The following is a 16,777-nucleotide window of genomic DNA, read 5'->3' as shown; positions in this document are numbered from 1 at the left end:
TTCTACTCCGTCCGGATACGCGGATCGACAAGGCCATAGGCAATGTCTACCAGAAGATTGACGCCGATAATCAGCATGGAAAGAATAGCGATTGTAGCCTGAAGAACCGGGTAATCACGACCACCGACAGCATCAAAAGCAAGCGTACCCATGCCCGGCCAGTTAAACACCTTTTCAATGACTACGATGCCGCCCAGAAGCCCGCCAAACTGAAGGCCAATAAAGGTAATCAGCGGAATGGCACAATTGCGCAGAGCGTGCTTGTAGAGCACCTTGTTTTCGCTGAGCCCCTTGGCGCGCGCGACCATAATATATTGGGACTGTAGCGTTTCGAGCATCGAAGTGCGCACCAGACGCACATTAGTTGCTGTCAGGATAATGCCCATCGTCATGGCGGGCATGATGAAGCTTGTAAAGCCACTCATGCCGCTTGGCGGCAGCCATTGCAATGAAATACCAAAAAGCAGGACCAGCATGGTCGCCAGCCAGAAATTCGGAAAAGACAGACCGACCAGCGAGCAGACGCGGATCAGCTGATCCGCCCATTTGCCACGGGAAACCGCAGCTTTGATGCCAAGCGGCACAGAAATCACAATTGAGATAAACAGCGAAGCGAAAGCGAGCATCAGAGTTGCAGGGAGCGCCTTACCAACCAAAACGGAAACCGGTGTGCCGCCAAGGAAGCTGCGCCCCAAATCAAGCGTAAACAGCCCTTTGAGGAACTGCCAATACTGAACGAGGAAAGGCTGATTGAGGCCAAGACCTTCGCGGATACGCTCAAGATCAGCTTCCGTGATACTGCCTGCACCCTGCGTCAGCATCAGTGCCGGATCGCCCGTCAGGCGGATCGCATATGCGACGAGCAACGTCATCGCAATCAGCACGAACAACGCTTGCAAAATTCGTTTTATAAGAAATCCGGCCACCAGAGCGCCTCCGAAATGCAGCGGCAAGCCGTTGACCGGCTTGCCGTATCAGTTTTGACTATTCTACAGTTACGTCTGTGAAGCGCAGGCGGTTATCCGGTGCAGGCACAAAGTTTTTAACGCGCTTGTTCATGCCATAAATCGCCTTGGAGCTGTAAAGCGGCATTTCATAGGCTTTATCAGCCGCGTACTTTGCAATTTCCTGTAGCAGCTTCTCGCGTTCACCACGGTCGAGAACAGAACGCTGAGCTTCGAGCATCTTGTCGAGCTGTTCGTCTTTTTCATACGGGTTCCACTTCTCACCCGAATGATACATCGAGTAAGCGGTGTTGTCGTAATCGAACGTCCAGCCGCCCCATTTCTGCTGGAACATAGCGCCGGTTTTACCCTGTGGAATGACATCGTTCAGGAGCACGTTCACGTCATATGGCTTGATGGTTGCATTGATGCCGACCATCTGCAGGAAGCTTGCAACAGCCTGTGTCACTTCATTGAAGGTCGCATCATTACCACGAACGTCAATCTGCACCGTTGCGCCGGGCTGAACACCTGCTTCTTCGAGGAGCTTCTTGGCCTGTTCCGGGTCATAAGGCAGTGGCTTGAGTTCAGGATCATAGCCAAATGACAAAGCGCCCTGGAAGCTGGCAATTGGCTCCGCCTGACCGGCGAGGATCGACTGGATGATCGCGTCGCGATCAACAGCCATAATCAGCGCTCTGCGTACGCGCTCATCCTTTGTGATGCCATCGCGCGTGTTAAAGCGCAACGCATCGACAGTTGGACCCGCCGTTGTAACCAACTCCAGATTTGCATCGCTTTCAATCGTAGGGATCATGCCGATTGGAATGGTGGGCGGAATGACGAGATCAACACGGCCAGCCTGAAGTTCAGCAACCGCAGTAGAAGGCTCTGTGATAAAGCGATATTCGAGTTCCGAAATCTTCGGTGCGCCACCCCAGTGATCAGCAAAAGCTTCAAGCTGAATATTGACCTTTGGCTCATATGAAACAAATTTGAACGGGCCGGTGCCAACCGGGTGCGTGTTGAAATAATCCTCGCCTTTCTCAGCGAGATATTTCGGCGGCACAATCATTGCGCCATAGCCTGCAAGCTTAGTGATCAATACCGGATCAGGCGTCTTCAAGTGAAAATCGACCGTCTTGTCATCAATGACTTCGACCTTCTCAATGGCGATATAGTTGGAACGCTGCGGACCTTTCGCGCCTTCCTCACCCAGCAAACGGTCAAAGGTGAACTTCACGGCTTCTGCATTGAATGGCTCACCATCGTGGAACTTCACGCCTTCACGCAGGTTGAAGCGAATACGCTTGCCTTCATCCAGTTCCTCCCACGAAGTAGCCAGTGCTGGAGCGATTTTCAGATCAGGGCCACGATAGACCAAACCGTCAAAAATATTGGTTGCGACTGAAGCCCAGTTGACGAGGAACGTATCTATCGGGTCCCAGCTTCCTGGATCCTGTGGCGACGAAACGGTAAGCTTTCCAGCGGCGAAAGCCGGAGCCGACGCAATTACAGCCGCCGAAAGAGCGGAAGCCAAAAGAGCGGCTTTCAGTGCTTTCTTTATCATTATTTTCCCCTTTGGGTTTCATTTAAGTTTAAGAAATCAGGCGCTTTCGGCAACGAAATGGCCTGATGAAATCTCGCGGTGATTGTAGATGATTGGCTTGTCATCGATCCGGCGTGTCGTGCTCGGAATTTCACCTTCGAGCGCTGTGCGCTCAGTCCGCGCCGATGGATCGGCAACCGGCACAGCTGACAACAAGCGCTGCGTATAGGGATGCGACGGCGTTTCAAACACCTGCCGACGCGAACCGAGTTCCATGATCTGACCAAGATAAAGTACCGCGACGCGATGGCTCATCTTTTCAACCACAGCCATATCATGGCTAATGAAGAGATAGGCTAGGCCCTGCTCTTTCTGAAGATCCATAAACAGGTTGATTACCTGCGCTTGAATGGAAACATCCAGCGCCGACAACGCCTCATCGGCGATAATCAGTTTCGGTTTTGAAGCAAGCGCGCGTGCAATGCAGATGCGCTGGCGCTGACCGCCCGAAAACTCATGCGGATAACGCGAAGCATGTTCCGGGCCAAGGCCCACACGCTCAAGCAGTTCTGCCACACGCGCATTGATCGCTTTGTTGTTGTCAAGAAGACCATGGGTACGGATCGGTTCTGCAATGGAGAAGCCGACAGTCTTACGCGGGTCAAGCGAGGCAAACGGGTCCTGAAAGATATATTGCACTTCGCGGCGCATCTTATAGCGCTCGGAAGAACTCATCTGCGAATAGGCTTTGCCGTTAAAGCGAATATCGCCGGAAAGCGGCGATTGAAGCTGTTGGATCGTACGGCCAATGGTCGATTTACCTGAGCCGGATTCACCTACTAGCGCCAGCGTTTCACCCGGATAAATGTCAAATGCGACCTTCGAGACTGCATTGCAGACATGGGTGACTTTGCCAAAAATATTCTTCTTGATTGGAAAGCGCACATAAAGATCATCGACCGCAAGCAGCGGTTTTTCACTATAACATGCTGTATCCTGAATGCGTTCTTCCCCGGAGAGAACCGGCACGCCATCGCGCATCATCATAACCGGCATGCGCTTGGGGAAAGCCTCTCCCGTCATACTGCCGAGTTTAGGGACCGATGACAAAAGAGTCTGCGTATAAGGATGCTGTGGTGCCTCGAAAATACGACCAACCGGGCCTTCTTCTACCTTTTTGCCCTTCCACATGACGACGACATCATCCGCCATTTCTGCCACCACGCCCATATCATGCGTGATGAAAATCACAGCCATTTCAAGCTCTTTCTGCAAATCCTTAATAATGTGAAGGATCTGCGCTTGAATGGTTACGTCGAGTGCAGTCGTTGGCTCGTCGGCGATCAGAAGTTTTGGACGGCAGGCAAGTGCCATGGCAATCATCACCCGCTGGCGCATACCGCCCGAAAGCTGGTGCGGATAACGCTTAAGCAGTCCTTCGGCATCCGGCAGACGCACCATTTCTAAAAGGCGCTTGCCCTCTGCAAGTGAAGCCGTTTTCGACAAGCCTTCATGCAGCATCAGGACTTCTGAAAGCTGATTGCCGATGGTGAAGACCGGATTGAGCGATGTCATCGGCTCCTGAAAGATCATCGCAATGTCTTTGCCGCGAATGCCGCGCATGGTTTTCTGATCAGCCTTCAGCAGATCACGCTCACCGTCAGGGCCGTTGAACAGAATGCGTCCGGTGGGAAATTTTGCACCACTCACATCAGCAAGACGCATGATCGAAAGCGACGTGATCGACTTTCCTGAGCCGGATTCACCGACAACCGCCAGCGTACGACCCGGCGACACGGAGAAACTCAGATCATCGACAACGCGATTGGAACCGAATTCAACACTCAGATTCTCGATATTCAGAAGAGGCTTTCGCACCGTTCCACTCAAACTTCTAACTCTCTTACAGGGTAATGGCAGACCGCGTGGCCTGATTGAATGCACCGGACATGAAGCGCAGCAATGCAGCAACTTCCGAAAGCGTTTCTTCTGAAGGGCGTGCATTCGCCGTGGATTCGACAAGCAGCCGTTCGCGAATTTCACGATAACGCGCGCAAGCCTCTGCACCCTTCTCGGTGATTTTGACCGTCTTTTCCTTGGACGCCTTACCTGTCGTCAGAAGCCCGGCTTTTTCCAGCTTGCGAATAGCATATGTGGCGATATGCGTGTCTTCGATGTCAAGCACCAGACAAATGTCGGCAAGCTTCTTTTCGCGATCACGATGCCGGATGGAATGCAGAATTAGAACTTCGATTGGTGAAAGTCCCGGCAAACCTGCCGCTGCCATGCAACGCACCATCCAGCGTGAAAAAGCATGTGATGCCAGAATAAGACCGTATTCGACCTCCGACATGCCGGGAGACCCACCTTCAGCGAGATGGGCAGAGGATACGATGGGACCAAGAGATGCGACAGAGCGCAGATGCTTTGGCAAGGTGACGTCATCGAAGCCCTGCTCCTGCACATCTGCTAGCGTTTCCGCCATTAGCTCCATATCTCTGTTATTCCCCATTTAGATTGCCCCCATTTTTTGTGTGTATTTTATGTCATCATCTTATCGACAATTTGTCAATAAAGTGGGGGTATAAAATCTGTGCTGGTTCGCTTTGTTGAAAGTGCGCCAGATACGGCAGAGCTGGAAACCAAAAATGAATGTGGCTGCGATTTTAGAACCAGAAATTGCCAATTTCCGCTATACGGATTCAGATTGCTTTTAAATACACAAAAACAGAAAAATTTTCTCAAACATTCATCATGCTGGCTATTTTCGACGCTTCATTAGAATGAAATTCCTGTATCTTGCGTTTCATCGAATAATTTTACAGGTGGCCTTAAAATGAAGTTCGCAAAAATCCTCGCTACAGTCGGTGTTCTCCAGGCTGCCCTGCTCTCATCCGCTTTTGCAGGCGAAAATCTCGACGCCATCAAGGCAGCCGGCGTCATCAAAATCGGCACAGAAGGCACCTATGCGCCATTCACCTATCACGACAAGGACAACAAGCTTGTTGGTTTCGATGTGGAAATCGGTGAAGCTGTCGCTCAGAAGCTCGGCGTAAAGCCGGAATTCGTTGAAGGCAAATGGGATGGCCTGATTGCTGGCCTCGATTCCAATCGGTATGACGCCGTTATCAATCAGGTTGGCATTACCGAAGAACGCCAGAAAAAGTTCAACTTCTCAAACCCTTACATCGTTTCCAAAGTCGTGCTGATCGTCAGCGACAAGGACGATACGATCAAAGATTTTGCTGATCTTAAAGACAAGAAGTCCGCGCAGTCGCTGACCAGCAATTACGGCAAACTTGCCAAGGACGCCGGTGCGGAATTGGTGGCAACGGACGGTTTTGATCAGTCGATCCAGCTTGTCCTGACAGGCCGCGCTGACGCTACGCTCAATGATAGCCTGTCTTTCCTTGACTTCAAGAAGCAGAAGCCAGACGCACTTGTGAAAGTTGTCGCTGAAAAGGAAAATGCCGATGCATCAGGCATTATCGTTCGCAAGGGCGATGACGATCTGGTCGCAGCACTCAATAAGGCTCTCGACGAAATCAAGGCTGACGGCACCTACGACAAGATTTCGCACAAATATTTCGGTCAGGACGTTTCCAAGTAAGTTTCAGATCTTTGTCTCAAAGAAGCCGGAACATGTTTCCGGCTTCCTTTCGTTGTGCATATATAGAAACCTCGTCATATCTACTTTCTGAATTTGATATTTAAGGACCGAAAACGTGCCCGATTGGCTTCAACTCATGGCGGATTCACTGCCGACCCTGCTCTGGGCCGGGCTCAAGTTCACCATCCCTCTGACAATTCTGTCGTTCATTTTCGGACTGTCACTCGGATTGCTGACCGCATTGGTGCGCCTATTTTCGCCAGTCTGGGTGTCTTTTATTGCGCGTTTTTACGTATGGATATTCCGCGGCACGCCTATGCTCGTGCAACTCTTCGTCATCTTTTACGGCTTGCCAAGCGCAGGTATCTATCTTGATGCGTTTACCGCAGCAGTCATCGGCTTTTCGCTCAATGTCGGCGCTTATAGTTCCGAAGTCATCCGCGCAGTTATCTCTTCGGTGCCGAAAGGTCAGTGGGAAGCCGCCTATTCCATCGGTATGAGCTGGCGTCAGGCACTGATCCGCACAATTCTACCCCAGGCGACCCGCACAGCAGTCCCACCGCTGTCGAATACCTTCATCTCTTTGGTAAAAGACACCTCGCTCGCTGCCGCTATCACCGTGCCAGAGCTTTTCCAGTCGGCACAGCGCATTGTTGCAACAACCTATGAACCGCTGATCCTTTATATCGAAGCTGCCCTTATCTATCTGGCACTCAGCACAATTCTTTCCAACCTTCAGGCAAGGCTTGAAAAGCGCTTCCGACGCTATGGTGGAACGCTGGAGACAAACGCATGATCGAGCTGAAAAACATCGTAAAAAGCTTCGATAACGTCGTGATCCTCAACGATATTAACGTGAAGATCGCCGAAGGTACTGTGACTGCTCTGGTAGGGCCATCGGGCGGCGGGAAAAGCACATTGCTGCGCTGCATCAACCTGCTCGAAATTCCGACTTCCGGTACGCTCATTCTGGGCGGTCAGAGCATCACGCTTGATCCAGATCGCAAACCAAGCTGGCAGTCGATCCAGTCAATCCGTCGCCAGACCGGCATGGTGTTCCAGAATTTCCAGCTTTTCCCGCATCAGACGGCACTTCAGAATGTCATGGAAAGTCTTTTAACCGTCCTGAAATGGCCAAAAGAAAAAGCCAGAGAACGCGCGATGGAACTGCTGACCAAAGTCGGCATGGCCCATAAGGCCGATGCATGGCCAGCAACGCTCTCCGGTGGTCAGCAGCAGCGTATCGCGATTGCACGTGCGCTTGCGCCCTCGCCGCGTGTTCTACTTTGCGACGAGCCGACGTCGGCACTCGATCCCGAACTTGCCTCGGAAGTGGTTGATGTTTTGAGCAAGCTTGCCAAAGAAGGCACGACAATGGTGATTGCTACGCATGATTTGCGCCTAGCTTCTAAACTCGCGCAGAATGTTGTCTTTCTGGAATCAGGCAATATTGTCGAAACGGGCAGTGCGCATGATGTTTTCGTTAATCCTGCACATCAACGCACAAAGCAATTTGTGGCGACGATCAACGCAGCACACAGCTACGACATTTGATTTTAGCCTGGGTTTCCATTCACGAAAGCCCAGGCTCATATGCGCATTTCCAAATTCATTCATGGTTTTATCAATTTTCCCAAGGCTCTTCTCTGACTGCCCCTTGGTAAATGCCCAAAGCGCTGTTACATTAAGGGCAACGTAAAAATTGAAGCGCCATGCTTGCGTCCTTTCAGGTTCGCGCGGCGCTATAAGGATAAAAACCTTGAAAAACCCCGAGGAGCGCCCGCAAGGAATGGCGCAACAAGGGGCGTCCGGCGGACAAACGGGCAATCCACAGACCCGAAATCCGTCCGAGAACGGCAAGCGCCAATCGCGCAAGCAAGCCGTTCCAGATGTCGGCAAGGCAACCAACGCCTCCGAACAAGGACGCTCAGACACCGAGAACAAGGGCTCACAAAGCCCGCGCAAACGTGCGCGTCGTCGCAATCGCGGCAAGGCATCGCGTGATGGTGAAGCTCGTCCGCAAAAGCCTTTAATTGCTGCTGCGCAAGCTGCAGACGCAAAATCAGCCGAAGGTAAGCCAGCCGGGAAATTATCGAATCGCCGCCGCCGTGCGCGTAAGAAAAAGCAGGCGCGGCAGCAGGTTGGTACGCCCCCCCATGCGGACAATGGAGCAAAGGCACAAAACGCCGCTCCGCGTTCCGATAGCACTCCGGCCCAGCCACCCAAGCGCTATAGCAGTGCGCCACAACATGTGCGCGCAAATGCACAGGAAGCGCCGCTTTATGCAGCGCTTGACCTTGGCACAAACAATTGCCGTTTGCTGATCGCATCGCCTACCCGTCCCGGCCAGTTTCGCGTTGTGGATGCTTTTTCGCGCATTGTTCGTCTTGGTGAAGGACTGAGTTCAACGGGACGCCTTAGCGAAAATGCGATGCAGCGTGCCATTGATGCACTCAAAATTTGTCACGATAAGCTTGCTGCCCGTAAAATCAGACGCGCACGTCTGATCGCAACTGAGGCTTGCCGCATAGCTGAAAATGGCGAGGAATTTCTCGTCCGTGTTCGTGAGGAAACAGGACTTGAACTTGAAATCGTTGATCGCCAGACAGAAGCTCGCCTGGCTGTTTCTGGCTGCGGAACGCTCATAACCCGCGAAACCGATGCGGTCGTGCTGTTCGACATAGGCGGTGGTTCATCAGAAATAGCGCTGATCGATGTTTCGCAACGTCGGTCGCCACGTCTTGCCGAACACATCATGGCCTGGACTTCGCTGCCTGTGGGCGTCGTCACACTCGCTGAGCGTTTTGGCGGACGAGATGTAACGCCAGAAAGTTTTGATGCAATGGTCGGCCACGTGACAGAGCTTCTGTCGGGATTTGCCGAGCGCCATTGTCTTGGCAATCTTGCAAAAAGCGCTCATTTTCATCTGCTCGGCACATCCGGCACCGTGACTACACTTGCGGGAATTCATCTTGGCCTGGAGCGCTATGATCGGCGCCGGGTCGATGGTATGTGGATGGGATCTGACGAAGTTACACAAATGACAAGCCGTCTGCTGTCTTGGGATTTTGAAGCACGTGTTGCCAATCCTTGCATTGGTGCTGATCGCGCTGATCTTGTGCTTGCAGGTTGCGCTATTCTTGATGCCATACGCAATGTATGGCCTAGCGAAAAACTTCTCGTTGCCGATCGCGGTTTGCGTGAAGGCATATTGACCGAACTCATGTCGCGTGACGGTGCCTGGCGCCATAACCGCGCCCAGACCGCCAAAACTGGCGGTAAAACCGACTTAAGAAACAGGCATTGAAGATGAGCAAATCAGGCGGAAAAGGCGGCGTTAAGACAGGCGGTCGCGGTGGTGCAGGAACGAGTAATCTTCGCGTCCGCGTAAAAAAGAAAGCCGGAACGATCAAGGAATCGTCACGCCGATGGCTGCTGCGCCATCTCAACGATCCCTATGTTCATCAATCAAAGAAAGATGGCTATCGCTCACGCGCTGCCTATAAGCTGATCGAAATCAATGATCGCTATGACCTTCTCAAAAAAGGCCAAAAGATCATCGATTTGGGTGCAGCTCCCGGCGGCTGGTCGCAAATTGCAGCCAAGATTGTCGGCTCAACGGATGAAAATCCGCAAGTGGTCGGCATTGACTATCTCCACGTCGATCCACTCGCTGGCGTCATTCTGCTTGAAATGGATTTCCTTGATGATGCTGCGCCTGAAAAACTCATAGAATCGCTTGGCGACAAACCGGATCTCGTTATTTCTGATATGGCGGCTCCTACCACTGGCCACCGCCGTACGGATCACTTGCGCACCGTGCATCTTTGTGAAGTTGCAGCAGACTTTGCTGTATCGGTGCTGAAGCCGGGTGGACACTTCCTGACAAAGACATTTCAGGGCGGCACCGAAACCGAACTGCTGGCGATGCTTAAACAGAAGTTCAAATCCGTGCATCATATCAAGCCACCAGCTTCTCGCGCGGAATCTGTCGAGCTTTATCTGCTAGCGCGCGATTTCAAAGGCTGATTTAGAACGCATTTTGCCAGAAGAATAATCTTATCGATCCTCGTTACACTCCGGTCGGATTATGCTCTATTTCCCCGCAGTGCTGTCTGCAGCTTCGGCTGCAACGGCTTCTCGCGTCTTTTTTCTGCTTGTTACGGGCGTGGATAATTCATGGCCTGCATCGGGCGCAAGCTTAGCAAACCAGAAAAATGCCGTTGCTGAAACAGCAGCGACTACAAAAAAGCCGATATGGAAATCCGAAAGCTGCAAAGACGTGCCGCGCAAACCAGTGCTTATTTCGAGAATGCCGCCCGCCAGGGCAACACCGAGCGCAATCGAAACCTGCTGCGCCACTGCTGTGATGGGCGTTGCCTGACTGGTTTTTTCATCCGGGATTTCCGCAAAAGCCAGCGCATTGACGCCTGTAAAGAACAACGAACGGAAAAACCCACCAATCAAAAGAAGCGCGATAATCAGGCCATAGGGCGTTTCGGGAAAAAAGAAGCCATTGGCAGCAATGAACCCTGCCGAGATCAGTGAGCCATACATCAGGGTACGACGAAATCCAAACAGATTGAAAACCCGCTTGGCACCAAATTTCATACTGATTGCACCGATTGCTGACACAAATGTCATCATGCCGGATTGAAACGGCGTCATGCCGAAACCGAGCTGAAACATTAATGGCAGCAGAAACGGAATTGCACCAATCCCAAGACGGAAAACGCTGCCACCAAATACGGCCGAACGAAATACCTGATTGTCGAAAAGCTTCAGATTGAGAAGCGCATACTCGTTGCCCCGCGCATGAATTATATAGGCAACCGCACAAGCCAATCCGATAGCAACGATGACAATGCCGACTATCGGAGGCAAGGCTGGCAAACTGACAACGGAAAGACCAAAAACCACACCTGACATTGCAATTCCTGACAGGAAGAATCCGGGCCAGTCGAGTGGCTTTAAAATACGCTCGTCATTGTCAGGCAAAAAGCGGGTTGCAAACCAGATACCTAAGATGCCGATCGGTACATTTATCAGGAATATCCAATGCCATGAGAAAAACGTTGTGATGAACCCGCCAACTGGCGGCCCGACCAACGGACCGACCATTGCCGGAATAGTCAGCCATGCCATGGCCGACACAAGTTCGCTTCTCGGAGTGGAGCGAATGAGAACCAATCGACCGACAGGTGTCATCATCGCGCCGCCCATGCCTTGCAAAAAGCGTGAGACCACAAATGACGAAAGCGAGTTTGAAGCGGCACATGCAACGGAGCCAACCACGAAGATCGCAATCGCTGCTCTGAAAACCTGTTTTGCGCCGAATCGATCTGCCATCCACCCACTGACGGGGATGAAAACCGCAAGCGAAACAAGATAAGCCGTCAATGCGAGCTTTAAAGCGATAGGGCTTGTTCCAATGTCGGCGGCAATAGCGGGAAGCGATGTGGAAATGACATTCGAATCCATCTGCTCCATGAAAAGAGCGATTGCCAGCACGAGAGGGACGATGCGGTTCACGATGAAAATCCGAATAAAAGCAGTCAATTAAGTGCTGCTATGAAAATATGTCTTCGGTTTCCTTATTTATCGCTAACTCAAAAATTTCCAAGCAATCTTGCGTCACAATACGGTGAGTGCCGCGTAATTGGTGGCATGACGGCGCAACTAGTAGCGCCTCACGCATCGTTACATTCGTTCACATTTCTGTAATATGGGTTGCGCACCCCGTAACAGGCTGTTACATTTCGTTATAGTTATCGAACTTTAGAATCCGATGTGGAGGCGTCGCGGTTCAAGGAGGTAGAAAATGAATGACATTACAAGAACAGCGCTCGTCTATGGAATGATGATCATTTCGCTAAACACAGCGCTAGCTATTGGTCTTCTTGGGTTGGATTTCCTGCGTTAAAGCATGTCATCTCGTAAGTGGACCTTGCTTTCGCGAGACAATCAGTCGACTGGATTGATTTGCAGTCCCGCCGTCATAAGTTAAAGACCTGCGCGAAATATAGCGCTGAGCCAAAGAATTGAATTTTGCCCTCCAGGCAAGCATAAAAAAGGTGCGCCCAACTTGGGCGCACCTTTTTCGTTTGACTATGAGAGCATAACCGAACCGAAGCGAGGATCGATAATATTGTGCTTCCAGTATTCCAGTAAGAGACTTTAGAACGCCAATACGAATCAATCAGATCGAAACGTGCTCTAACGAATACGCTGCTGGGTCTTCGGATCAAAAAACACCGACTTGTCGAGGTTAAACGCAAGGCGTGAGCGCTGTCCGGCGGCAATCCGCGCATCGGCACGTAAACGCGCGACAACCTGTTTTCCACCAATACGGGTGACGGCAAATGTATCGGACCCTGCAGGCTCCACCACATCAATCAGGCAATCCCCTTCGACAACCGATTGCGCATTACGGTCAGCGCCGTCAGGATCAGTCAGTGCCTCGGGGCGAATACCGAACATAATCTCTTGGCCGACACAATCTGCTAGACCTTGCGGCGCATGTTTGAGCGGCAGCTTCAGGGCTTCACCCTCACCTTGCGCAAGTACGATCGCAAGTTCCGAGCCATTCTTCTCGATGACTGCATGAAGCAGGTTCATAGCAGGAGAACCCATGAAATCGGCAACGAACATATTGGCCGGGTTGTTATAGATTTCTGCGGGTGTGCCAAATTGCTGCAAGATGCCATCTTTCAGAACTGCGATCTTGGTCGCAAGCGTCATAGCCTCAATCTGGTCATGCGTGACGTAAACAATCGTCGTCTTCATGCGATGATGCAGACGCTTGATTTCGGTGCGCATATCCACGCGCAGCTTTGCATCGAGGTTTGACAATGGTTCGTCAAAAAGGAAAACCTGCGGATTGCGCACCAGAGCGCGGCCCATGGCAACGCGCTGACGTTGGCCACCCGAAAGCTGGCTTGGCTTGCGGTCAAGAAGATGGCCAATTTGCAGAATGTCGGCTACTTCCTGAATGGCTTTTTCGCGTTCGGCCTTCGGCACTTTGCGGATTTCCATGCCGAAAGCGATATTTCCGCCAACTGTCATATTCGGATAAAGTGCATAGGACTGGAACACCATCGCAATATCGCGCTGCGATGGATGTAGGCCTGCAACGGATCGTCCATTGATCGAGATTTCGCCGGAGGTGATTGGCTCAAGTCCGGCAATCGTATTGAGCAAGGTGGATTTACCGCAGCCCGAAGGGCCAACCAGTACAAGAAACCCACCTTCTTCAATCTCAATATTGATGTCCTTCAGGACCGAGACGCTGCCGTAGGATTTATAGAGATCAGAAATTTTCAGAAATGACATGTGAGACTTATCCCTTAACAGCACCGGACATCAGACCGCGCACGAAGTAGCGCCCGGAAACGATGTAAACGATCAGCGTTGGCAGAGCGGCCAGAATAGCGCCTGCAAAGTGGACGTTGTATTCCTTGACGCCTGTGGAGGAGGAAACGAGGTTGTTGAGTGCGACCGTCATCGGCGTCGAATGCGCCCCTGAGAAAGAAGCACCGAACAGGAAGTCGTTCCAGATATTGGTAAACTGCCAGATGACCGAAACTACAATGATCGGACCGGATGATGGCAGAAGAATGCGCCAGAAAATCTGAAAGAAACTTGCGCCATCGATCTGCGCCGCCCGCACCAGTTCAGTCGGAAACGCCTCATAATAATTACGAAAATAAAGCGTCGTAAAGCCGATACCATAGACCACATGAACGAGGATCAGCCCCCATATTGTGCCTGCAATGCCGAGCATGCCGAGAACACGCGCCATTGGGATCAGAACGATCTGGAACGGCATGAAGCACGACAACAGCAACAATCCGAAGAAGATATTGGAACCGCGAAAGCGCCACTTCGTCAGTACATAACCATTGAGAGCGCCGACAATAGTCGAGATCGCAACCGCAGGCACAACCATCAGGATCGAATTGATAAAGAATGGCTTGAGGCCAGTTGGCTGCACGCCAATTTGTGCGGTTGACCATGCCGAAAGCCATGGCTCAATCGTCCATTGCTGCGGCAGGCTCAACATGCCGCCCTGACGAATTTCATCCAGCGGTTTGAACGAGTTCACCAGCATTACATATAGCGGTAGCAGATAATAGAAAGCGAAGAGCAGCAGCGCAGAATAGATTAACACGCGTGTCAGCTTACCACTGTTGATCGCATTTTCCTGGGTCTGGACACTCATGAGCGTGAGCCTCCGCGAAGTTCGGAATATAGGTATGGAATGATTATCGAGAAAATCATAACCAGCATAATGATTGCCGACGAGGCACCAATCCCCATCTGATTGCGGGTAAAAGTGTAGGAATACATGAAGGTCGCAGGCAGTTCTGTCGCCTGCCCCGGTCCGCCGCCAGTCAAAGCAATTACAAGATCATAGGCCTTGATCGCAAGATGCGCGAGCACCACGAAAGCCGACAGGAACACCGGGCGCATCAGCGGAATGATGATCCGGCGATAAATGGTCGTCGTTGAAGCGCCGTCGATCTGCGCCGCCTTAATGATTTCATTATCGACACCGCGCAAGCCAGCAAGGAACATCGCCATCACGAAACCCGACGACTGCCAGACCGCCGCAATCACAAGGCAATAAATGGCCATTGTGTTGCTCTTGATCCAGTTGAATGTAAAACCTTCCCAGCCCCAAACCCGCATCGTGTGTTCAAGGCCGATACCCGGATCGAGGAACCATTTCCAAGCCGTTCCTGTAACGATGAAGGAAAGCGCCATCGGATAGAGATAGATGGGGCGTAAGAAACCTTCGCCACGGATTTTCTGATCGAGCAAAATGGCCAGAAACAGGCCGATCACCGAACAGATAATGATATAAAGCGATGCAAAAATCGCGAGATTGGTGACAGCTCGCCACCAATGCGGCAAGGCCCACAGCTTTTCGTAATTCGACAGTCCGACAAAACCGTAAGACGGCAACATGCGGCTGTTTGTGAGCGAGAGAACGCCCGTATAGACGATAAAACCATATACAAAGACCAGAACGATCAAAAAGCTCGGCGCCAGAACCAGCTTGGGCACCAGTTCCTGTAGTCGGCTGTTACGCTTCATATTTGCGCCACCCATTTCTGCGCTGCGCACCCCGCTGCCGTTCATGGCGGCGCGCGTGATGCGGAGAATTGTTATAACGGCATCGTTGTCTGCCGTTCACTCTAATGAATATATATATCAGGCGAATAATGCGCCTTAATTTCAATGACTTATCAGATGCAAGAGATGTGCGCCCGGAGCAATTCCGAGCGCACTGAATGCTTACTTCGCGCCTTCAACAGCGGTAACAAGTTCCTTGACCGCGTCGTCAGACGAAAGCTGTCCGTTGAACTGACGGGTCACCACGTCATAGATCGCGTTCTTGACAGAGGCCGGATTTGCATAGCCGTGAGCCATAGAGCCGAGCATCGTGCCCTTCTCCGCAGCTTCCTTCACGTCAGCAATCGCCTTCTTTCCGCAAGCATCGAAAGCGGTATCCGGCACATCAGTGCGTGCTGGAGCCGATCCCTTTACAACGTTGAAAGCCGACTGGAATGCTGGGCTTTCAATTGCAGAAGCCATTTCAAGCTGTGCTGGCACCTTATCATCGGCAACTTTAAACATGGCAAACATGTCGGAGTTGAAGGTTACTGCACCCTGGGTTTGCGGATAACGTATGCAGACGAAATCTTCGCCCGGCTTCTTGCCCGCCTTTACAAACTCACCCTTTGCCCAGTCGCCCATGAACTGAACGCCAGCCTTGCCTTCGATAACCATGGACGATGCAAGGTTCCAGTCGCGGCCTGAGAAGTTGTCATCCACATAGGAACGAAGCTTGGTCATGCGGTCGAATGCCTGCTTCATCGTATCGCTGCCGAGAGCTTCCGGATCGAGATCGACAAAGGCTTTTTTGTAAAAATCGGGTCCGAATGAAAGCACGACCGCATCAAAAATCGTCGCATCCTGCCATGGCTGACCACCATGGGCGATGGGCGTGATGCCTTGCTCTTTGAAATTATCGAGCATTGCTACAAGTTCGTCCCAATTGGTTGGCTCTTTGCCACCAGCCTTGTCGAGAGCGGCTTTGTTGATCCACATCCAGTTGGTGGAGTGAATATTAACGGGCGCTGCAATCCAGTGGCCGTCATATTTTGCAAATTCCTGCAACGGCGCAGGGATAACCTTGTCCCAGCCTTCCTTACCTGCAATTTCATCGAGATTGCCGAGAGACCCCTGCTCAGACCAATCGCGAATATCAAAGCCAAGCATTTGAACGGCAGTTGGAGCATTGCCCGAAGTAACGCGGGCGCGAAGCACTGTCATGGCTTCCGTACCGCCGCCGCCTGCCACTGGCATATCTGTCCAGCTGATGCCTTTGCTCTCAAGGTCCTTTTTCAGAACGTCGAGTGCTGCGGCTTCACCGCCAGATGTCCACCAGTGCAGAACCTCAACATTCTGCTTGTCCTGTGCATTGGCAACAGGTGCCATTGCGGCGAGCATTGCGCATGCAGCCGTGCCCATTGCGGCCATTTTAAAAAATTTATGCATATGTCTACCTCCCGTAGAACTCTACAAAACAAAAATTCACCGGATGCTTTCGGCAAACTAGGCCGCTCATCCGCAAGAGCATTCAATCTGCTTTGAGACCTCCATCCC

Annotated in this window: 14 protein-coding genes; 5 read left to right on the top strand and 9 right to left on the bottom strand. The window is 51.7% G+C overall.

Going from position 1 to position 16,777, the window contains the following annotated elements:
- Positions 1-2: 2 nt before the first annotated feature.
- From CEV31_RS09395 to CEV31_RS09380, 4 genes are read right to left on the bottom strand one after another with little or no spacing between them, the layout of a single operon-like run.
- A complete protein-coding gene (locus tag CEV31_RS09395) occupies positions 3-926 on the bottom strand; it encodes an ABC transporter permease (RefSeq protein ID WP_094506804.1) in 924 nt (307 codons plus the stop codon).
- Positions 927-984: 58 nt separating this feature from the next.
- Positions 985-2,514: an ABC transporter substrate-binding protein gene (locus CEV31_RS09390; protein WP_094506803.1), complete on the bottom strand. Its 1,530-nt coding sequence runs from the start codon at positions 2,512-2,514 to the stop codon at positions 985-987.
- A gap of 36 nt (positions 2,515-2,550) precedes the next feature.
- Positions 2,551-4,371 carry an ABC transporter ATP-binding protein gene (locus CEV31_RS09385; RefSeq protein ID WP_235818064.1) on the bottom strand — a complete coding sequence of 607 codons (1,821 nt, stop codon included), beginning with the start codon at positions 4,369-4,371 and terminating at the stop codon, positions 2,551-2,553.
- Positions 4,372-4,396: 25 nt separating this feature from the next.
- Positions 4,397-5,005, bottom strand: a complete 609-nt coding sequence (locus CEV31_RS09380; protein ID WP_169717326.1) for a winged helix DNA-binding protein — start codon at positions 5,003-5,005, stop codon at positions 4,397-4,399.
- Positions 5,006-5,329: 324 nt separating this feature from the next.
- Here CEV31_RS09380 and CEV31_RS09375 point away from each other — a divergent pair, with 324 nt between their 5' ends.
- The 5 genes from CEV31_RS09375 (at position 5,330) to CEV31_RS09355 (ending at position 10,132) form a co-directional block, all read left to right on the top strand.
- A complete protein-coding gene (locus tag CEV31_RS09375; protein WP_094506800.1) occupies positions 5,330-6,103 on the top strand; it encodes an amino acid ABC transporter substrate-binding protein in 774 nt (257 codons plus the stop codon).
- A gap of 115 nt (positions 6,104-6,218) precedes the next feature.
- Complete coding sequence (locus CEV31_RS09370; protein ID WP_094506799.1) at positions 6,219-6,899, top strand: amino acid ABC transporter permease; 681 nt, start codon at positions 6,219-6,221, stop codon at positions 6,897-6,899.
- A complete protein-coding gene (locus tag CEV31_RS09365) occupies positions 6,896-7,657 on the top strand; it encodes an amino acid ABC transporter ATP-binding protein (protein WP_094506798.1) in 762 nt (253 codons plus the stop codon). Before CEV31_RS09370 ends, CEV31_RS09365 begins: the two co-directional genes overlap by 4 nt.
- A 205-nt stretch (positions 7,658-7,862) precedes the next feature.
- Entirely contained in the window at positions 7,863-9,410 is a 1,548-nt protein-coding gene (locus tag CEV31_RS09360) for a Ppx/GppA phosphatase family protein (protein ID WP_235818063.1), read from the top strand.
- 2 nt (positions 9,411-9,412) lie between these two features.
- Positions 9,413-10,132, top strand: a complete 720-nt coding sequence (locus CEV31_RS09355; protein WP_094506796.1) for an RlmE family RNA methyltransferase — start codon at positions 9,413-9,415, stop codon at positions 10,130-10,132.
- Positions 10,133-10,198: 66 nt separating this feature from the next.
- Here CEV31_RS09355 and CEV31_RS09350 read toward each other — a convergent pair whose 3' ends face one another.
- From CEV31_RS09350 to CEV31_RS09330, 5 genes are all read right to left on the bottom strand, one after another.
- Positions 10,199-11,635: an MFS transporter gene (locus CEV31_RS09350; protein ID WP_094506828.1), complete on the bottom strand. Its 1,437-nt coding sequence runs from the start codon at positions 11,633-11,635 to the stop codon at positions 10,199-10,201.
- A 684-nt stretch (positions 11,636-12,319) separates the two neighbouring features.
- The gene (locus CEV31_RS09345; protein ID WP_094506795.1) at positions 12,320-13,435 is read right to left on the bottom strand and encodes an ABC transporter ATP-binding protein; all 1,116 of its coding nucleotides are present in this window, start codon (positions 13,433-13,435) and stop codon (positions 12,320-12,322) included.
- Positions 13,436-13,442: 7 nt separating this feature from the next.
- A complete protein-coding gene (locus CEV31_RS09340) occupies positions 13,443-14,324 on the bottom strand; it encodes a carbohydrate ABC transporter permease (protein ID WP_094506794.1) in 882 nt (293 codons plus the stop codon).
- Entirely contained in the window at positions 14,321-15,202 is an 882-nt protein-coding gene (locus tag CEV31_RS09335) for a carbohydrate ABC transporter permease (protein WP_094506827.1), read from the bottom strand. The genes CEV31_RS09340 and CEV31_RS09335 overlap by 4 nt, the downstream gene beginning before the upstream one ends.
- 201 nt (positions 15,203-15,403) lie before the next feature.
- Positions 15,404-16,669: an ABC transporter substrate-binding protein gene (locus CEV31_RS09330; protein WP_094506793.1), complete on the bottom strand. Its 1,266-nt coding sequence runs from the start codon at positions 16,667-16,669 to the stop codon at positions 15,404-15,406.
- Between the last annotated feature and the right edge of the window lie 108 nt (positions 16,670-16,777).

Source organism: Brucella thiophenivorans, from assembly GCF_002252445.1.
Classification (GTDB): Bacteria; Pseudomonadota; Alphaproteobacteria; order Rhizobiales; family Rhizobiaceae; genus Brucella; species Brucella thiophenivorans.
Note: the sequence above shows the minus strand (reverse complement) of the source record. Positions and strands in the feature narration are given on the sequence as shown.